This is a genomic window from Paraburkholderia sp. MM5477-R1 (assembly GCF_050436385.1).
GTDB classification, from domain to species: Bacteria; Pseudomonadota; Gammaproteobacteria; order Burkholderiales; family Burkholderiaceae; genus Paraburkholderia; species Paraburkholderia tuberum.
The window spans coordinates 1,757,255-1,774,207 of the sequence record NZ_JBNDMC010000007.1 but is presented as its reverse complement, the minus strand read 5'-3'; the positions used below and the strand labels follow the sequence as shown (position 1 = coordinate 1,774,207).

General features: G+C 65.2%; 13 protein-coding genes. 8 read left to right on the top strand and 5 right to left on the bottom strand.

What is annotated here, in order from left to right; all coding sequences use genetic code 11:
- Positions 1 to 91: 91 nt before the first annotated feature.
- Positions 92 to 523 carry a carboxypeptidase regulatory-like domain-containing protein gene (locus tag OKW35_RS36985; protein WP_429554657.1) on the bottom strand — a complete coding sequence of 144 codons (432 nt, stop codon included), beginning with the start codon at positions 521 to 523 and terminating at the stop codon, positions 92 to 94.
- Positions 524 to 604: 81 nt separating this feature from the next.
- Entirely contained in the window at positions 605 to 2,062 is a 1,458-nt protein-coding gene (locus OKW35_RS36980; RefSeq protein ID WP_429554656.1) for a trypsin-like peptidase domain-containing protein, read from the bottom strand.
- A gap of 237 nt (positions 2,063 to 2,299) precedes the next feature.
- Between OKW35_RS36980 and OKW35_RS36975 the strand changes: the two genes are divergently transcribed.
- Entirely contained in the window at positions 2,300 to 3,181 is an 882-nt protein-coding gene (locus OKW35_RS36975) for an MOSC domain-containing protein (protein WP_429554655.1), read from the top strand.
- Positions 3,182 to 3,219: 38 nt separating this feature from the next.
- Here the strand turns inward: OKW35_RS36975 and cobA are convergent, their stop codons facing one another.
- The gene (gene cobA, locus OKW35_RS36970; RefSeq protein ID WP_184066570.1) at positions 3,220 to 4,020 is read right to left on the bottom strand and encodes a uroporphyrinogen-III C-methyltransferase; all 801 of its coding nucleotides are present in this window, start codon (positions 4,018 to 4,020) and stop codon (positions 3,220 to 3,222) included.
- 594 nt (positions 4,021 to 4,614) lie between these two features.
- On the opposite strand from cobA, the gene nirB reads away from it, so the two are divergent.
- The 6 genes from nirB to OKW35_RS36940 all read left to right on the top strand — a co-directional run bounded on the left by nirB (position 4,615) and on the right by OKW35_RS36940 (position 14,262).
- Positions 4,615 to 7,155: a nitrite reductase large subunit NirB gene (nirB, locus tag OKW35_RS36965; RefSeq protein WP_429554654.1), complete on the top strand. Its 2,541-nt coding sequence runs from the start codon at positions 4,615 to 4,617 to the stop codon at positions 7,153 to 7,155.
- Between the two features lie 39 nt (positions 7,156 to 7,194).
- Complete coding sequence (gene nirD, locus OKW35_RS36960; protein WP_184066563.1) at positions 7,195 to 7,560, top strand: nitrite reductase small subunit NirD; 366 nt, start codon at positions 7,195 to 7,197, stop codon at positions 7,558 to 7,560.
- 50 nt (positions 7,561 to 7,610) lie between these two features.
- Entirely contained in the window at positions 7,611 to 11,795 is a 4,185-nt protein-coding gene (locus OKW35_RS36955) for a molybdopterin-dependent oxidoreductase (protein ID WP_429554653.1), read from the top strand.
- Positions 11,796 to 11,965: 170 nt separating this feature from the next.
- A complete protein-coding gene (locus OKW35_RS36950; protein ID WP_187610065.1) occupies positions 11,966 to 13,333 on the top strand; it encodes an MFS transporter in 1,368 nt (455 codons plus the stop codon).
- Positions 13,334 to 13,451: 118 nt separating this feature from the next.
- Positions 13,452 to 13,913: an SRPBCC family protein gene (locus OKW35_RS36945; protein ID WP_184074052.1), complete on the top strand. Its 462-nt coding sequence runs from the start codon at positions 13,452 to 13,454 to the stop codon at positions 13,911 to 13,913.
- Positions 13,897 to 14,262 carry an ArsR/SmtB family transcription factor gene (locus OKW35_RS36940; protein ID WP_184033686.1) on the top strand — a complete coding sequence of 122 codons (366 nt, stop codon included), beginning with the start codon at positions 13,897 to 13,899 and terminating at the stop codon, positions 14,260 to 14,262. Before OKW35_RS36945 ends, OKW35_RS36940 begins: the two co-directional genes overlap by 17 nt.
- Positions 14,263 to 14,465: 203 nt before the next feature.
- On the opposite strand, the gene OKW35_RS36935 is transcribed toward OKW35_RS36940, so the two are convergent.
- The gene (locus tag OKW35_RS36935; protein ID WP_026225375.1) at positions 14,466 to 14,831 is read right to left on the bottom strand and encodes a hypothetical protein; all 366 of its coding nucleotides are present in this window, start codon (positions 14,829 to 14,831) and stop codon (positions 14,466 to 14,468) included.
- Positions 14,832 to 15,092: 261 nt separating this feature from the next.
- A complete protein-coding gene (gene tam / locus OKW35_RS36930; RefSeq protein ID WP_429554652.1) occupies positions 15,093 to 15,893 on the bottom strand; it encodes a trans-aconitate 2-methyltransferase in 801 nt (266 codons plus the stop codon).
- Between the two features lie 94 nt (positions 15,894 to 15,987).
- Between tam and OKW35_RS36925 the strand changes: the two genes are divergently transcribed.
- On the top strand, positions 15,988 to 16,887 hold the full coding sequence (locus OKW35_RS36925; protein WP_090804878.1) for a LysR family transcriptional regulator: 900 nt from the start codon (positions 15,988 to 15,990) through the stop codon (positions 16,885 to 16,887).
- Positions 16,888 to 16,953: the final 66 nt, after the last annotated feature.

Genomic DNA, 16,953 nt, shown 5'->3' with positions numbered 1-16,953 from the left:
GAGTACCGGTTACGAATGCACCACCGCGGTCGTCATGCGCCGGAAAGCCGGCGAATCGGATCGCGTGCGGCCAGAAAGGCGAAACGCCGGTCTACATCGACCACAGGAACACTTCATGCACATGCGACGACGGAGCGATATTCACGTCCCTGCGCTCCGTCTTGCCGTTATATGTGGCGCTTACGCTATACCGGCCGTGAGGCAGCGACGCCAACAGGAAAGGACCCTTTGCGGTGGTCTGCAATATCGTATTGCCGTGCATGTCGGATAGCGTCACCGGGATATTCGCAAGGTATTCGTTGCCGCTAGCCGCCTTGCCCGCAAACTCGAGCGTGAGTGGATACCTTGGCATGACCTCCTTGATAGCGGTGGATTGGCCAAGGCCGATCCCGCCGCTCAGGAACGTAACCTCACCCTCGTGCTGTACCGCGGGTAAAGGCTGAGTTGCCGCGAACGCGTATTGGACGCTTGCACTCAGTGCGAGTGCCGTGAAGCCAACTTTGACGATTGCGTGCTGGTTCATTTCGAGCTCCTCGTAAGGTGTGGCGATGAGGTACGCGCCGCCACTGCGCTGCCAGGGTCTATTTACATATATAAACAGACCCTAGCCCATGTCGATGGTGACGAACATGCGCTGTCCGTCGCGTTGGACCAATAGCGCGACCGCGTTACCGCTGTTCGCCGCTTTCCGCCGGAACTGGGCGGGACTTGCTACATGAGTGCTGTCGACCATCAGGATGATGTCTCCCGGTTCGATGCCGGCGAGCGCGCCGGCCCCCGTGCTTTTTTCGACCAGGACACCACCTTCGACACCTGCGTCGTGTCGCTCCTGTGCGGTCAAACCGCGCACGGTCAACCCATCGGGAGCTGCGACCTGCGCAATGGCCGGGATCTCGGCAGGAGTGGCATTCAGACTGCCAAGCGCGACTGTCGTATCGTGCGTGGCGTTATCGCGCCAGTACGCGAGATGGACGGACGTGCCCGGTTTGAGATCGGCTACTGTGACGGGCAACTGGGTCGAATCTGGAATATCAACGCCATTGACCTTCATGATGACGTCGCCTGGTCTGAGACCGGACCTGGCAGCCGGTCCTCGCGGGTCGACCGAGCTGACGAGCGCCCCTTGCGGCCTGTTCAGACCGAAAGATTGCGCAAGCGGCCAACTGACATCCTGAATCGTGATGCCGAGGCGTCCGTGTTCCGCCTCGTGGTGCAGTTGCAACTGTCGGGCAACTTTCATCGCTTCATCGATCGGCAGCACGAACGCGGCTCCTTCAACGTCGCCGATCTCTTTCGTGATAGGCATTTCGATCCCAATGACGTTGCCGTTCAGACTGAACACCGGGCTGCCTGCATCGCCCGCATTTTCGGTCACGTCAGTCTGGATAAGCGGTACATACGACTCGCCTGGCAAAGCCCGCGACATGTTGCTGATGATGCCTGCCGTCACCGTGTCGTTCAGTCCATAAGGGGAACCGATCGAGACGACCCACTGACCGGCCTTGTTCGCGGACGGTGAGCCAATTTTGACTGTCGGCAGTTTGGTGGCGGGAATCTTGAGCAGCGCGATACCGCTCGCTGGGTCGTCGCCGACCACCTTGGCCTTGAACTTGCGACCGTCCTTTAGCGTCACGCTGATTCGGGTTGCTTTGGTTATCAGGCTGGAGTCGGTGAGAATGTAACCATCGGCGGCGATGATGAATCCAGAGCCGCTGCGTTGCGAAGCCAGGCCTGGCGCGCCAGGAGGGGCGTAGGCGAACTGCTGGAACTGCCGGGTAAAAGGATCGTCTTCGCTGCCGGCCGGCGGCCAGAGGGGAGTGAAGGTGGCGACGGGTTGAGCCGCTGTCACGCTGATATTGACGACTGCTTTGCCTTCTTCGCTGACGAGGCGCGAGAAGTCCGTCACTATCGCGGGCGCCGTGTCGTGGCCTGGAAGCCTGGCAGCCGGCACATTCGCGCCAGAGCTTACGTTGTTCGGAGGGGATTGCGCCATGCAGCCCGCGGACACCGCCACGGTCAGACATTCCACGATCAGGAAGTACTTGAGGTTGTCGCGTCGCATCACATGCCCCCCGACACGAGCAGTTGAATCGGTTGAGTCGGAGTAACGCGTCTGTCCGATGCGTTCTCCATGCTGCTGTGATTCGACTCTAGGTCGCCACTTTTAAAACAAGCTTAAAAAAAGCCCGATGAGAGGGTCCGGCTCGCACGTCCACGTCAACGCTAATTTCGGTACTATACGGATCTACTTTCAGTCCCCGATTTTCGCCGGAACTGCGCTCCCGACCCGCGTGCAACCATGCCTACCATCAACGAACTGTTCGTCTATCCGATCAAATCCTGCGCGGGCATCGCGCTCACCGAGGCGCGGCTGTTGGCGACGGGCCTCGAATACGACCGCAACTGGATGATCGTCGATCCCGAAGGCGCAATGTTCACGCAGCGCGCGTATCCGCGCATGGCGCTGATCAAGGCCGAACTCGGCGCAGAGGATCTGATCGTCAGCGCGCCGGGCATGCGTAAGCTGCGCACGCCGCTCGATGCCGCGCGGCTCGCCGCGGCACCCAGGGTCGCTACCGCGGTGTGGCGCGACGCGGCCTACGGGCTCGACACCGGCGCAGAAACGGCGGCCTGGTTCACGGAGTTCCTCGGTCTGCCCGCGCGCTTGCTGCGCTTCGATCCCGAGCGGGAACGCGTCGTCGATCCGGACTATACGGACAGCACGGGGGGCGCCACGACCTTTTTTGCCGATGGCTTTCCGCTGCTGGTGGTCGGCCAGGCCTCGCTCGACGATCTGAACGCGCGCCTGAACGGCAAAGGCGCACCGTCGATCAGAATCGATCGCTTCAGGCCCAATATCGTGCTCAGCGGCCTCGATGCCTATGAAGAGGACTATGTCGAGACACTCGCCGTCGGCGCGAATGCGGACTCGAGCGCGCGCGTCGAGTTACGGCTCGTCAAGCTGTGCTCGCGCTGTCCGATGCCGACCATCGATCAGGCGCGCGGCGCGCCCGATCCCGACTGGCCGAACGAACCGACCGACACGATGCTCGGTTACCGAGTCAGCGAACGCTTCGACGGCGCGGTCACGTTCGGCAACAACGCGCTGGTCGCGAGCGGGGCGGGGGCCTGGCTGCGCGTCGGGCAGCAGGTCGACGCGGAACTCGGGTTCGGCGATTGATGGGATGAAAGGCGGGCGAGGCCCGCTTCGAGCGCCGATCAGGCTGCCCGCGCCATGGCCGACGCGGGTAGTGTTTGCCCATCTCGATTGCCGCGAGCTTCGCGTTCCCAGCAAGGCGCTTCGGCGCTCTCGCCAACCGCATTGCCCACCAGAATCACCGCCGGACTGCCGAAGCCGGCGCCGAGCGCATCGGCGGCGAGCCGATCGAGCCGCGTCAACAGGCGCCGCTCGCCGCCGCCGCCGGCCCACTGCACGACCGCGGCCGGCGTTTCGGCCGGCAGGTGCGCGAGCAACGCAGCGGCGATGCCGTCGATGCGCCGCATGCCCATATAGATCGCGAGCGTCGTGCGCGTCGCGGCAAGGGCGCCCCAGTCCGGCTCGCCGTGATCTTCGGTGTGCGCCGTGACGAAGCTCACGCCGTGGCAATGCCGCCGATGCGTGAGCGACATGCCGAGACCCGCGGCGGCCGCGAAGCCCGACGAGATGCCGTTGACGATCTCGACCGCGAGGCCCGCATCGCGCAGCACCGCGAGTTCCTCGCCCGCGCGACCAAACAGCAGCGCTTCGCCGCCTTTGACCCGCACCACGTGCAGACCCTTCAGCGCATAACGCCGCATCAGCCGCTCGATGAACGCCTGCGGCGTTGAGCGGCAGCCGCCGCGTTTGCCGACGCGAATCACGCGCGCCTGCGGCGCGAGGGTCACGATGTCGGGATTCGCGAGGTCGTCGAGCAGCACGACGTCAGCGGCCGCGAGCGCCTTGACGGCCTTCAGCGTCAGCAAGTCGAGCTCGCCCGGGCCCGCGCTCAGCAGCGTGACCTTGCCGGTGTTGGTGTTCATGTCGGTGTCCTTATGCCGTTGGTTTCCGTCGGCCCGAAACGAAAACGGCGCCCGCCCGTGAAGATCACGAGGGGACGCCGTTGTCCATTGCATTGCCTGTCGACGGTTGAGTCTGCGCGTCGCGACGACGTTGCCGCGATGACGTTGCGCAAGAGCAATGCAAGGACCACGCCATCGATCCGATCAAGGCGCACAAGCCGTTGCCACACATTGCGATTCACGCGGAAAACATGACGGCGATCGCACGCCCGTGCGCCTTCGTTTCGCACGTCGACAGTGCTGCGTCGCACCATCCCTGTGCCTGGCCGCCTCAAAACGCGTCGCGCGCGGGCTCCGGTCCGAAGCCGCGCGACTTGCCGCAAATCCCCGCCACACCGCGCTTTCGGGCGCATTTATCGAAATTGGCACAGCCCTTGCAATAAGCGTTGCCATCGGACCAACGTGGGTTCGTCGCGCTTGCAGCACAACTGCACGCGCCCCGCAGCACCCAACAGGACAACGGCGTCCCCCGAATTCGGCCCCTCGGCTGGATTCGCGGGACGCCGTTTTTATTTCCGCAATCGCTTTCGCCAGACACCAGAGGACAGCGCGCTCATGAAAATCATCGTTATCGGTCACGGGATGGTCGGCCACAAGCTGGTCGAATGCCTGGCGCAACGGCCCGCGCACGATCTCGACATCACGGTGCTGGGCGAAGAATCGCGACCGGCCTACGATCGCGTGCATCTGTCCGCGTTCTTCTCGGGAAAGACCGCCGATGACCTGTCGCTCGTCGAGCCGGGCTTCTTCGAGCGCCACGGCGTGCAACTGAAGCTGAACGCGCGGGCGGTCGCGGTCGATCGCGACGCGCGCACGGTGACGGTCGCGACCGGCGAAACGCTGCCGTACGACCGCCTCGTGTTCGCGACCGGCTCCTATCCGTTCGTGCCGCCGGTGCCGGGCCGCGAGCGCGGCGACTGCTTCGTCTATCGAACGATCGACGATCTCGAAGCGATGCGCGAATGCGGCGCCCGCTCGAAAACGGGCACGGTCGTGGGCGGGGGCCTGCTCGGTCTCGAATGCGCGAAGGCGCTGCGCGACATGGGTCTGCAAACGCACGTGGTCGAATTCGCGCCGCGCCTGATGGCGGTGCAGGTCGACGACGGCGGCGGCCGGGTATTGCGCGGCCGGATCGAAGAGCTTGGCGTCACGGTGCACACGCAGAAGAACACGACGGCGATCGTCGACGGCGAAGCGGGCACGCACCGCATGCAGTTCGCCGACGGCAGCCATCTCGACACCGACATGATCGTGTTCTCCGCCGGCATCCGTCCGCGCGACGATCTCGCGCGCGCATGCGGCCTCGAACTCGGCGCGCGCGGCGGCATCGCCATCGACGACGCGTGCCGCACCAGCGATCCGCACATCTATGCGATCGGCGAATGCGCGCTGTGGCACGGCCAGCTGTTCGGGCTCGTCGCGCCCGGCTACGAGATGGCGCGCGTGGTCGCGAAGCAGTTGCTCGGCGACCCGGCCGAATTCGCCGGCGCCGACATGAGCACGAAGCTCAAGCTGATGGGCGTCGACGTCGCCAGCATCGGCGACGCGCACGGCAATACGCCGGGCAGCCGCACCTACCAGTTCAGCGACGAACGCAAGCAGATCTACAAGAAGCTCGTCGTGTCCGATTGCGGCAAGCATCTGCTCGGCGGCGTGATGGTCGGCGATGCGAGCGAATACGGCACGCTGCTGCAGATGATGCTGAACCGCATCGAACTGCCAGCGTCTCCCGAATTCCTGATCCTGCCGCAAGCGGACGGCAGCGCGAAGCCGGCGCTCGGCGTCGAGGCGTTGCCCGCGGCCGCGCAGATCTGCTCGTGCAACAACGTGTCGAAGGGCGAGCTGTGCGCAGCCGTGTGCGCGGGCGCGACCGACATCGGCGCGTTGAAGAGCGCGACCGGCGCGGGCACCTCGTGCGGCGGCTGCGTGCCGCTCGTCACGCAGGTGATGAAGGCCGAGATGAAGAAGCAGGGCCTCGCGGTGAACAACCACGTCTGCGAGCACTTCCCGTATTCGCGCCAGGAGCTGTATCACCTCGTGCGCGTCGAGGGAGTGCGCAGTTTCGGCGCGCTGCTCGCCAAGCATGGCCGCGGGCTCGGTTGCGACATCTGCAAGCCGGCGGTCGCGAGCATTCTCGCGTCGTGCTGGAACGAATTCGTGCTGAAGAAGGAGCACGCGTCGCTGCAGGACACCAACGACTACTACCTCGCGAACATCCAGCGCGACGGCACCTATTCGGTCGTGCCGCGCATGCCGGGCGGCGAAGTGACGCCCGACGGCCTGATCGCGGTCGCGCAGGTCGCGAAGAAATATGGCCTCTACACGAAGATCACCGGCGGCCAGCGTGTCGATCTGTTCGGCGCGCGCGTCGAGCAATTGCCGTCGATCTGGGAAGAGCTGATCGCGGCCGGCTTCGAATCGGGTCACGCGTACGGCAAATCGCTGCGTACGGTGAAGTCGTGCGTCGGCTCGACGTGGTGCCGTTATGGCGTCGGCGATTCGGTCGGTCTCGCGGTCGAACTCGAGAATCGCTACAAGGGCCTGCGCACGCCGCACAAGATCAAATTCGGCGTGTCGGGATGCACCCGCGAATGCGCGGAAGCGCAGGGCAAGGACGTCGGCGTAATCGCGACCGAGAAGGGCTGGAATCTGTACGTGTGCGGCAACGGCGGCATGAAGCCGCGTCACGCGGAACTGCTCGCCGCGGACCTCGATAAGGCGACGCTCGTGCGCTATATCGACCGCTTCCTGATGTTCTACGTGCGCACCGCCGACCGACTGCAACGCACCAGCGTGTGGCGCGACAACCTCGAAGGCGGGCTCGACTATCTGATCGACGTGATCGTCGACGATCGCCTTGGCGTCGCCAACGAGCTCGAAGTGGAGATGCAGCATGTGGTCGACACGTACGAGTGCGAATGGAAAAAGGCCGTCACCGATCCCGAAACGCGCAAGCGCTTCCGCCATTTCGTCAACAGCGGCGAGTCCGATAGCAACGTCGCGTTCGTCGAGGAGCGTGGACAGATCCGGCCGGCAACGCCCGCTGAGCGGCAGGTGCAGCGCATCGAGATTCCCGTTGTCGTCGAGACGGTTTGACCTCATCCGATTCCCGCTTAACTCAAAAGGAGCCCAGTCATGAAGAACGAACGCTTGCCCCGCGCCTGGACCGCGATCTGCGCACTCGACGACATCGTGCCGAACACCGGCGTTTGCGCGCTCGTCAATGGCGAACAGGTGGCCGTGTTTCACGTCGATGGCGGCCAAGTCGAGTCGCCGGCCGAGCCCACGGTCTACGCGATCGAAAACTTCGATCCGGGTTCGCACGCGGCGGTGCTGTCGCGCGGACTCGTCGGCAGCCTCGGCGAGCGCATCGTCGTCGCGTCGCCGATCTACAAGCATCACTTCGATCTGCGCACCGGCGAATGCCTCGAAACGCCGTCGTATTCGGTCAGCGCATTTGCCACGCGCGTCGAAAACGGCCAGGTGTGGGTCGCCGTTTGAGGTAGCGGCCTTTGTCCATCGTTCTGATGTTTCAACCCGATCATTCGCGCATGTCTGCTACCAGCGTAAAGAGCGTGTGTCCGTATTGCGGCGTCGGCTGCGGCATGGTGCTGCACGTCGAGGACGGCCAGGTCGTGAAGATCGCTGGCGACAAGGAGCATCCGGCCAACCTGGGCCGGCTCTGCACCAAAGGGCAGTCGGCCCACGTCGCGCTGCGCAAGTCGGGTCGTCTCGAAGGCGCGTTCGTGCGTCGTGCGCGCGACGAAGACCCGGTGCCGCTGCCGATGGCGCAGGCGCTGAGCGATACCGCCGCGCGTCTGCGGCGCGTGCTCGACGAGCATGGTCCAGATGCGCTGTCGTTTTACGTGTCGGGGCAGATGTCGCTCGAAGCGCAGTATCTGGTCAACAAGCTCGCGAAGGGCTTTATCGGCACGAACAATATCGAGGCGAATTCGCGCCTGTGCATGGCGAGCGCGGCGAGCGGCTACAAGCTGTCGCTCGGCGCGGACGGTCCGCCCGGCTCGTACGAAGACTTCGATCACGCGGATCTGTTTTTCGTCAGCGGCGCGAATATGGCCGACTGCCACCCGATCCTGTTCCTGCGCATGATGGATCGCGTGAAGGCGGGCGCGAAGCTGATCGTCGTCGATCCGCGCCGCAACACGACCGCCGTGAAAGCCGATCTGTTCCTGCAGATCAAACCCGGCACCGACCTCGCGCTGCTGAACGGTCTGCTGCATCTGCTGCACGAAAACGGCGCAACGGATGCGGCTTTTATCGCCGAACACACCGAAGGCTGGGACGCGATGCCCGCGTTTCTGGCCGGGTACACGCCGGAGAACGTCGCCCGCATCACGGGCCTCGCCGCCGACGACATCCGTCGCGCCGCGCAGATGATCGCGTCGGCCAAAGACTGGATGAGTTGCTGGACGATGGGCCTGAACCAGAGCACGCACGGCACGTGGCACACCAACGCGCTGTGCAATCTGCATCTGGCGACGGGCCGCATCTGCCGGCGCGGCAGTGGACCGTTCTCGCTGACGGGCCAACCGAACGCGATGGGCGGCCGCGAAATGGGCTATCTGGGCCATGGTCTGCCGGGGCAGCGTTCGGCGCTGGTCGCCGCAGATCGCGCGTTCGTCGAAGCACTGTGGGGCATCGCACCGGGCACGCTCAAAGCGGACGCGGGCCACGGCACGATCGACATGTTCGCGCGCATGGCCGCGGGCGACATCAAGGCGTGCTGGATCATCTGCACGAATCCGGTCGCGACCGTCGCGAACCGGCAGACCGCGATCGCCGGTTTGCGCGCGGCCGAACTCGTGATCGCGCAGGACGCGTTCCTCGATACCGAAACAAACCGCTACGCCGACGTGTTGCTGCCCGGCGCGTTGTGGGCCGAAGCCGAAGGCGTGATGGTCAACTCGGAGCGCAATCTGACGCTGATGCAGCAGGCCATCGAACCGCCCGGCGCGGCGCTGCCCGACTGGCAGATCATCGCGCGCATCGCGTGTGAAATGGGCTTTGCCGATGCGTTCAGCTATGCGAGCGCCGACGAAGTGTTCGCCGAACTCACGCGCGCGGCGAATCCGGCGACCGGGTACGACCTGCGCGGCGCGAGCCATCGCCGCTTGAAGGACTCGCCACTGCAGTGGCCGATCGCGTCGGCCGATTCGTCCGAGCGCAATCCGCTTCGCTATCTGAATGACGGCGTGAGCCAGACACTCAGGGAGTCGGAAGATGGCGGCCACCCGCGCATTGCTTTTCCGACCGCGAGCGGCAAGGCGAAGTTTTTCGCGCGTGCGTACCAGCCCGCGGCCGAGTTGCCCGATCGCGAGTTTCCGATCGTGTTGAACACGGGCCGTCTGCAGCATCAGTGGCACACGATGACCAAGACCGGCAAGGTCGCGATGCTGAACAAGCTGAACCCGGGACCCTTCGTCGAAATTCATCCGGACGACGCGGCCGAACTCGGGATTCGCGCGAAGGACGCGGTCGAGATCCGTTCGCGGCGCGGCCGCGCGGTCCTGCCCGCCGTCGTCACCGATCGTGTGAGCGCGGGTCAGTGCTTCGCGCCGATGCACTGGAACGACGTGTTCGGCGACGAACTGTGCATCAATGCGGTGACCAACGACGCGGTCGATCCGGTTTCTCTGCAGCCCGAACTGAAAGTCTGCGCGGTCGCGCTGAGTCCGGTGACGGCGGATCGCGACGCGAGCGCTCGCAATGACGACGATGCGCTCTCTACCCCCGCCGACGCAGCGGTTTTAGCGCCAAGCGCCAAGGATCAACCCATGCCTCGTATCGAAGCCCTCACGACTTTGCTGCAACTGCCGCCCGAGCCCGCGCCCATGCTGTCGCTCAGCGATGCGGAGCGCGCGTATCTGGCGGGTTTCGTCAGTGGCCTGCGCTCGGCCGAAGCGCAAGGTCTCGCCAACGTGCCGGTGCTGCCGCACAGCGCACCGTTCGATGCGGTGAAGCGGCTCTATGTCGATGGTCTGCTTGCGGGACTGTATAGCCGCAGCGCGACGACAGCCCAGACGTCGACCGCTGCCTTGCGGCCGAATCTCGCACAGGAAGAGCCACGCGAATCGGGTGTGCGCATCGTGCGCATGCGGCCGAAGGTCACGCTGTTGTGGGCCTCGCAAACCGGCAACACCGAGTCGCTGACCGAGCGTTACGCGACGCGTCTGATGGAATCGGGCTTCGAAATCCGCACCGCGTGCATGGCCGACTATTCGTTCGCGACGCTCGCGAAGGCGCAGTACGTGCTGCTGATGACGAGCACGTTCGGCGACGGCGATGCGCCCGACAACGCGCAGGACTTCTGGACGCAACTGAACGCCGCCTCGGCGCCGCGCCTCGACGGCGTGCGTTTCGCGGTGCTCGCGCTCGGCGATCGCAACTACGATCAGTTCTGCGGTCACGGCCGCCGTCTGGACGAGCGGCTCGCCGCGCAGGGTGCGCTGCGTCTGAGCGAGCGCGTCGATTGCGATATTGAATATCAGCAGGGCGCCGATGCATGGCTCGAACGCGTGATCGTCTGCATCAAGCAGGCGGATGCCGCGCTGTACGCGGTGCCGCCGGGCGGCATGATCAACGCGGTGGTAGGCGCGGTGCCGACCAAGGCGCGGCCGGCCGCGTCGCGCGTCGTCGGCAATCTGCGCCTGAACCGGCAGGGCGCCGCGAAGGATACGCGCTACGTGTCGCTGCAAACGGGCGAGACGAACCTCGAATACGAAGCGGGCGATGCGCTCGGCGTGTGGCCGAGCAACTGCCCCGAACTCGTCGACGAACTGATCACGCTGAGCGGTCTGCACGCGGAGGCATCGGTGCACGTCGCGGGTATCGGCGACATGCGGCTCGCCGATGCGCTCGGCAAGCACTACGAGATCGCGCGGCCGAGCGCCGAAGCGCTGGCGTTCGTCGCCGCGCGCAGCGGCAACGGCGCGCTGGGCGATCTGCTCGCGCCCGAACGCAAGGCGGATCTGAAGCAATGGCTATGGGGACAGCAGCTCGCCGACGTATTGCACGAGTTTCCGGTAAGCCTCTCGGCCGCCGAGCTGACCGGCATGCTGAAACGCCTGCAGCCGCGTCTGTATTCGATCGCATCGAGCCCGAAGGCGCATCCGGGCGAAGTGCATCTGACGGTATCGGCGGTGCGTTACAGCAACGGGCGGCGGCACCGCAAGGGCGTGTCGTCGACGTTTCTCGCGGATCGCGCAAGCGACACCGACGTGCCCGTATTCGTGCAGAAGTCCGCGCACTTTCGTCCTCCTCATCAATCGGACACGCCGATGATCATGGTCGGGCCGGGCACCGGCATCGCGCCGTTTCGCGGCTTTCTGCACGAACGGCAGGCACGCGGCGAGCGCGGCCGCAACTGGCTGTTCTTCGGCGAACAGCATGCCGCGACCGACTTCTACTATCGCGACGAACTCGAAGCGATGCGCGCGAGCGGTCTGCTGACCCGGCTCGACGTCGCGTTCTCGCGTGACCAGGCCGACAAGATCTATGTGCAGGACCGCATGCGCGAACACGGTGCGCAACTGTGGGCATGGCTCGAAGACGGTGCGCATTTCTATGTATGCGGCGACGCGAACCGGATGGCGCGCGATGTCGATGCGGCGCTGAAGGACCTCATCACGACTCACGGTGGCATGAGCGAAGAGAAAGCACTCGAATACGTGAGCCGTCTGACGCGCGAAAAGCGTTATGCACGCGACGTGTATTGAGCCGCCGATGCGTTGCAGAAGATGCCTTTAAAAAGGCCTCGTAACAGACAGCCCGATGGCATGACGCTTGCGTGTCGAGTCCCAGTGAAAACTCTGGGCGACATGCCGGCGCAAAACACAAGTAACGCAGCAACTGGACTACCCGTCATTTTATTTACTGAGGATCTCTGATGAAAAACGTGATGCACTCCCTGCGAAGCGGTGATTGGCGCGCACTGGTCGCCTGCTTTCTGTATTTCGACACGGGCTTCACCGTCTGGGTGCTGTATGGGCCGCTCGCGCCGTTCATCAGCAAGAGCATCGCGATGACGCCCGCGCAGCAGGGTCTGCTCGTCGCGGTGCCGGTGTTGTCCGCGGCGATTCTGCGCGTGACGCTCGGCAATCTGTATCAGTCCGCGCACGGCAAACGCATTGCGTTGATGGGCGTGCTGCTGTCGGCGGTGCCGACGATCGTGCTGCCGTTGCTGCAATCGGTGCCGTCGTACGAAATGCTGCTGGTGCTCGGCGTGTTCCTTGGCGTCGGCGGCGCCAGCTTCGCGGTCGCGCTGCCGATGGCCGGCAGTAACTATCCGCCGAAAGTGCAGGGCCTCGTCTTGGGGCTGGCCGCGGCCGGCAACATCGGCGCGGTGCTCGACGGCTTCCTGTTCCCGCAACTGGCGACGCGCTACGGTTGGCAGCTCGCCGCGGGCGGCGCCTTGCCGCTGCTCGCGATCGCCGCGATCACGCTGTACTTCTGGGCCAACGACGCGGGCGTCAAAACCGGCAGCGTGCTGCGCGCCTTCGGCAGTTTCGCGACGACGCTGGTCGGCCTGATCGCGCTCGTGCTGCTCGTCGAAGCGGGGCTATTCGGCGCGGGCAAGACCGGCGTGCTGCTGCTGCCGGTGATCGGTGCGCTGCTGGCGATCGCGGTGCTGCCGCAACGCTACCGCTCGGTGCTCGCCGAGCGCGATACGTGGGTCATCATGCTCGTCTATAGCATCACGTTCGGCGGTTTCGTCGGCATGTCCTCGTATGTGTCGCTGCTGCTGACCAACCTCTATCAACTGTCGAAAATCGACGCGGGCCTGTTCATGGCGCTGCTCGCCGCGACCGGCGCGATGGTGCGCCCGCTCGGCGGCCTGATTGCCGACCGCGTGTCGGGCGTGCGCGCGCTGACCGTGCTGCTGGCGATCATCGCGGTTTGCGATTTCCTGTTCGCGGCGGCGATGCCGTCGCTCGCGGGCGGCATTGCGTTGCTGCTGTGCCTGTATGTCGCGTTCGGACTCGGCAATGGCGCGACGTTCCAGCTCGTGCCGCATCGCTGGGCCGGCCGCACCGGGCTGATGTCCGGCATCGTCGGCGCGGCGGGCGGCATCGGCGGCTTCTATCTGCCGGTGGTGATGGGCATCGCGAAGGAGAGCACCGGCAGCTATCAAATGGGCTTCGCGACGTTCGGCACGCTGTCGGCTTGCGCGTTCCTTGCGATCGTCGCGCTGCGCCGGCCGTGGATGGCGTGGTCGATGCAAACCGGCGTCATGCACGCGCATGCGACGGAGTAAGGCGCGGCGCGCGGCGTCCGGTCGTGCCGGCGCCGCACGCATCACGCTCTGAACAAAGCGCAGTCGAATGCTTGCATATCGGAGGCGGTGCTTCTAATATGCAGTCAGGAGGCTGCATATGAACTCATCGACCGATCGCATCGAAAAGCAGGTTTTGTTGAAGGCGCCGCGCTCGCGCGTCTGGCGTGCGCTGTCCAACGCCGAGGAATTCGGCAAATGGTTCGGCGTGAATCTCACCGGCAAGCAGTTCGTCGCGGGGCAATCCACGCAGGGGCACATCACCTATCCAGGCTATGAGCATCTGCTGATGAACGTGCTGGTCGAGCGTGTCGAGCCCGAGCATCATCTGTCGTGGCGCTGGCATCCGGCCGCGATCGACATCACGATCGACTACACGCCTGAGCCGACCACGCTCGTGGAATTCGATCTGAGCGACGTCGAGTCGGGCACGCTGCTGCGCGTCGTCGAATCGGGCTTCGACCAGTTGCCGATCGGGCGCCGCGCGCAAGCGTTCCGGCTGAACGACGGCGGCTGGGAGCAGCAGATGGTCAACGTCGAGCGATATGTCGGCGCGAGCTAGGGCGGCCCCCGCGAGGGCGGGCCTCAAGGCGGCGACACTGCGCAGTTCGGCGGCGGTGTTCGCGGCGCTCGGTGACGAGACGCGTCTGCGGCTTGTCGCGGCGTTGTGCGCGGGCAGTGCGATGTCGATCGCGCAGCTGACGGCCGGCACCGACATCACGCGGCAGTCGGTCACGCAGCATCTGCAGGTGCTGGCCGACGCGGGCCTCGTGCACGACGTGAAGGTCGGACGCGAGCGCCTGTGGGCGTTCGAGCCCGCGCATCTCGACGCGGCGCGCCGCGCGCTCGACGCGATTTCGCGGCAGTGGGATCAGGCGCTGCTGAAGCTGAAGACGATGGTCGAAGAATGAAGGGCGGGCGTCCGTGGTGATTGCACGAACCGAGCCGGCACGCGGATTGGCCGCCTGCCGGTAGGCTGTGCGCGACGGCGGGTGCCGCATTTTTTACCGACTGCGAGCGGCACATCGTGCACGGAAGCGCGGAACAACGCAAAAAGGGGCCAAAAAATTGGCCCCCAATCCGCTGTAAAAAAGGAAGAAAAACGAGCCCGCGACTAATCGGCGATCCGCTTGTCGGCCAGCGCGTTCTGGCAGTCGGCCAGAACCTGCCGGACGAGCCGGGCTTGCGGGTCGAGTTCGTCGGTATCGAGAATTTCTTCAACCGCGTCGCGCGCCCAGTCGGCATCGACGAAGCGCGCGTGGCGCCGCGCGATTTCGACCGCGGTGGCCGACAGCTTCGCGACGCACAGCCAGTCGGCTTCGCGCGCGCGGCGGTCGAGCCACTTGTGCGCGGACTGCACGTGAAACGCCGCGTCGGGCCAGTCTTCGTTCAGATAATAAGCGCCGAGGCTTCCGCATGTGAGCCAGCACAACAGCTCCAGGCGGTCACGGGGACTCAGATGTTGGCGTACATCACTCATGGCGACGCTCGCTGCAGTAAATGGCTTCCCGGTGAGGCCGGCGGGCGCCGTCCTCCGCTTTTTACACACGCTTTTTACAAACAGTAGCATGCGGAATTCCCGGGCGGCAATTCCTGACCACCCTTAGCGTGCGGCGCCGCCACAGGTGCGGTTTTCGGGCGGTGCGTCAGCGTGGTGCGCCGGCGATCTGATCGCCGCGGGACGACCCGCCGCAGCCGAAGTGCCGGCATTTACCGGCTCGCAGCGGTTCCCGGCGCGGCTTCAACGTTCGCCGCGCGTCGTCGCGACGATGAAAAACCGCGGAAACGGCAGCAGCACCGTGCCATCGGCGAGCGCCGGGTAGGCTCTGACGATTTCGTCGCGATAGCGTTGCACAAACGCGCCGCGTTCGGCGTCGTCGAGCGCGGCGAGAAACGGCCGCAGCGCGCTGCCCTTGAACCATTCGACCACCGCGTCGGCGCCCGCGAGCGGGTGGTGATAGACCGTGCGCCACACGTCGACGCGCGCACACAGCGGCTTGAGCAGCGCGTAGTACCAGTTTGCGTCGTAGCGCATGGTGCGCTCGATACCGTTCAGCTTCGTCGCCCAAGGCCCGTCGATGGCGATTTCGCGCAGCAGCCGGTGCGCCGGTTCGTCGAGATTGTCGGGCATCTGCACGGCGAGGCTGCCGCCCCTGGCAAGTTTGGCCACCAGCGCGGGGAACAGCCGCTCGTGGTCCGGCACCCATTGCAGCACCGCGTTCGCGAGGATCACGTCGTAGGGGCCGTGCGCGTCCCACGTCGAAACGTCGCTGATGTCGAAGCGACATTGCGGCAGCCGCCGACGGGCCGCCGCGATCATGTCGGCGGAGCTGTCGATGCCGCTGACCGACGCGCCCGGCACCCGCTCGGCCAGCACCTCGGTCGAGTTGCCCGGGCCGCAGCCGATGTCGACCGCGAGCCGCGCGCCGTTCAAGGGCACCGCCGCGAGCAGATCGCGGACCGGCCGCGTGCGCTCGTTCTCGAACAGCATGTACTGCTTCGCGTGCCAATCACTATGCTCGTTGGTGGTTTTGTCGGTCATCTTTTGCTCCTTCGCGGGGTTCGTTGCGGCCATTCTCGGCCGCTGACAGCCCAGAGTAAAATGAATTTATGATCCCGATTACTTCATTTTTCTAATGAAAATCGACACGCTCGGCGTGCAGGCTTTCGTCGCGATTGCCGATCGCGGCAGCTTCCAGAGCGCGGCGGATTCGCTGCACGTCACGCAAACCGCGATCACGCAGCGGCTGCGCAAGCTCGAAAGCTATCTCGGCGTCACGCTGATCGAGCGCACCACGCGTTCGATGGCGCTCACCGAAATCGGTCGCAATTTTCTGCCGCAGGCGCGTCGGCTGCTCGGCGAGCTGGCGGACGCGCTCGTCGAGATCCGCGAAACGGGCATCGCGCGACGTGGCGACGTGTCGATCGCGTGCGTGCCGACCGTCGGCGTGCAGTATCTGCCGCGCATCCTGCAGGCGTATTCGGCACGCTATCCGCACAATCGCATCAAGATTCTCGATCACGCGTCGTCGGCGGTGGAGGAGGCCGTGTTGCGCAGAGAGGTCGAGTTCGGCATCAACATCGCGCGCGAGCATCATCCCGATCTCGCCACCGTGCCGCTCACCGAAGACCGCTACGTGCTGATCTGCCACGAGGACCATCCGCTCGCGAAGCGGCGGCGCATCGCATGGCGGCAGTTGCAGCCGTTCCCGCTGATTTTCGCCGGCGAGGTCAGTGGTAATCGCGCGCTGCTCGACGTCGCGCTGGAATCGAGCGAGCTCGCGCTGCGTTCGTTCTACGAGGTGCAGCGCAGTTCGACCGCCGTCGGACTCGTCGCGCAACGCGTCGGCGCGGCCGTGGTGCCCGCGCTCGCGCTGCAGAACGGCGCGTATCCGAGCGTGCGCACCGTCGAGCTCACGCAGCCCACCGTGTCGCGCACGCTGGTGCTCGTCGCGCGCAAGACCGCGCAGTTGTCACCGGCCGCGCAGGCGCTGTACGACATGATCCGCGAACAGGCGACGCTGAAAACCGGATGACGGCGCGCCGCGCGCAAGGCAAACTGGCTGGCTTCCGAGTTTCATTCCTTCAACCCGTTCAATCCA

What these genes read in the sequence shown, in the direction of transcription:
- OKW35_RS36985 (WP_429554657.1), bottom strand. Translation starts at nt 523, where the DNA reads ATGAACCAGCACGCAATCGTCAAAGTTGGCTTCACGGCACTCGCACTG.
- OKW35_RS36980 (WP_429554656.1), bottom strand. Translation starts at nt 2,062, where the DNA reads ATGCGACGCGACAACCTCAAGTACTTCCTGATCGTGGAATGTCTGACC.
- OKW35_RS36975 (WP_429554655.1), top strand. Translation starts at nt 2,300, where the DNA reads ATGCCTACCATCAACGAACTGTTCGTCTATCCGATCAAATCCTGCGCG.
- cobA (WP_184066570.1), bottom strand. Translation starts at nt 4,020, where the DNA reads ATGAACACCAACACCGGCAAGGTCACGCTGCTGAGCGCGGGCCCGGGC.
- nirB (WP_429554654.1), top strand. Translation starts at nt 4,615, where the DNA reads ATGAAAATCATCGTTATCGGTCACGGGATGGTCGGCCACAAGCTGGTC.
- nirD (WP_184066563.1), top strand. Translation starts at nt 7,195, where the DNA reads ATGAAGAACGAACGCTTGCCCCGCGCCTGGACCGCGATCTGCGCACTC.
- OKW35_RS36955 (WP_429554653.1), top strand. Translation starts at nt 7,611, where the DNA reads ATGTCTGCTACCAGCGTAAAGAGCGTGTGTCCGTATTGCGGCGTCGGC.
- OKW35_RS36950 (WP_187610065.1), top strand. Translation starts at nt 11,966, where the DNA reads ATGAAAAACGTGATGCACTCCCTGCGAAGCGGTGATTGGCGCGCACTG.
- OKW35_RS36945 (WP_184074052.1), top strand. Translation starts at nt 13,452, where the DNA reads ATGAACTCATCGACCGATCGCATCGAAAAGCAGGTTTTGTTGAAGGCG.
- OKW35_RS36940 (WP_184033686.1), top strand. Translation starts at nt 13,897, where the DNA reads ATGTCGGCGCGAGCTAGGGCGGCCCCCGCGAGGGCGGGCCTCAAGGCG.
- OKW35_RS36935 (WP_026225375.1), bottom strand. Translation starts at nt 14,831, where the DNA reads ATGAGTGATGTACGCCAACATCTGAGTCCCCGTGACCGCCTGGAGCTG.
- tam (WP_429554652.1), bottom strand. Translation starts at nt 15,893, where the DNA reads ATGACCGACAAAACCACCAACGAGCATAGTGATTGGCACGCGAAGCAG.
- OKW35_RS36925 (WP_090804878.1), top strand. Translation starts at nt 15,988, where the DNA reads ATGAAAATCGACACGCTCGGCGTGCAGGCTTTCGTCGCGATTGCCGAT.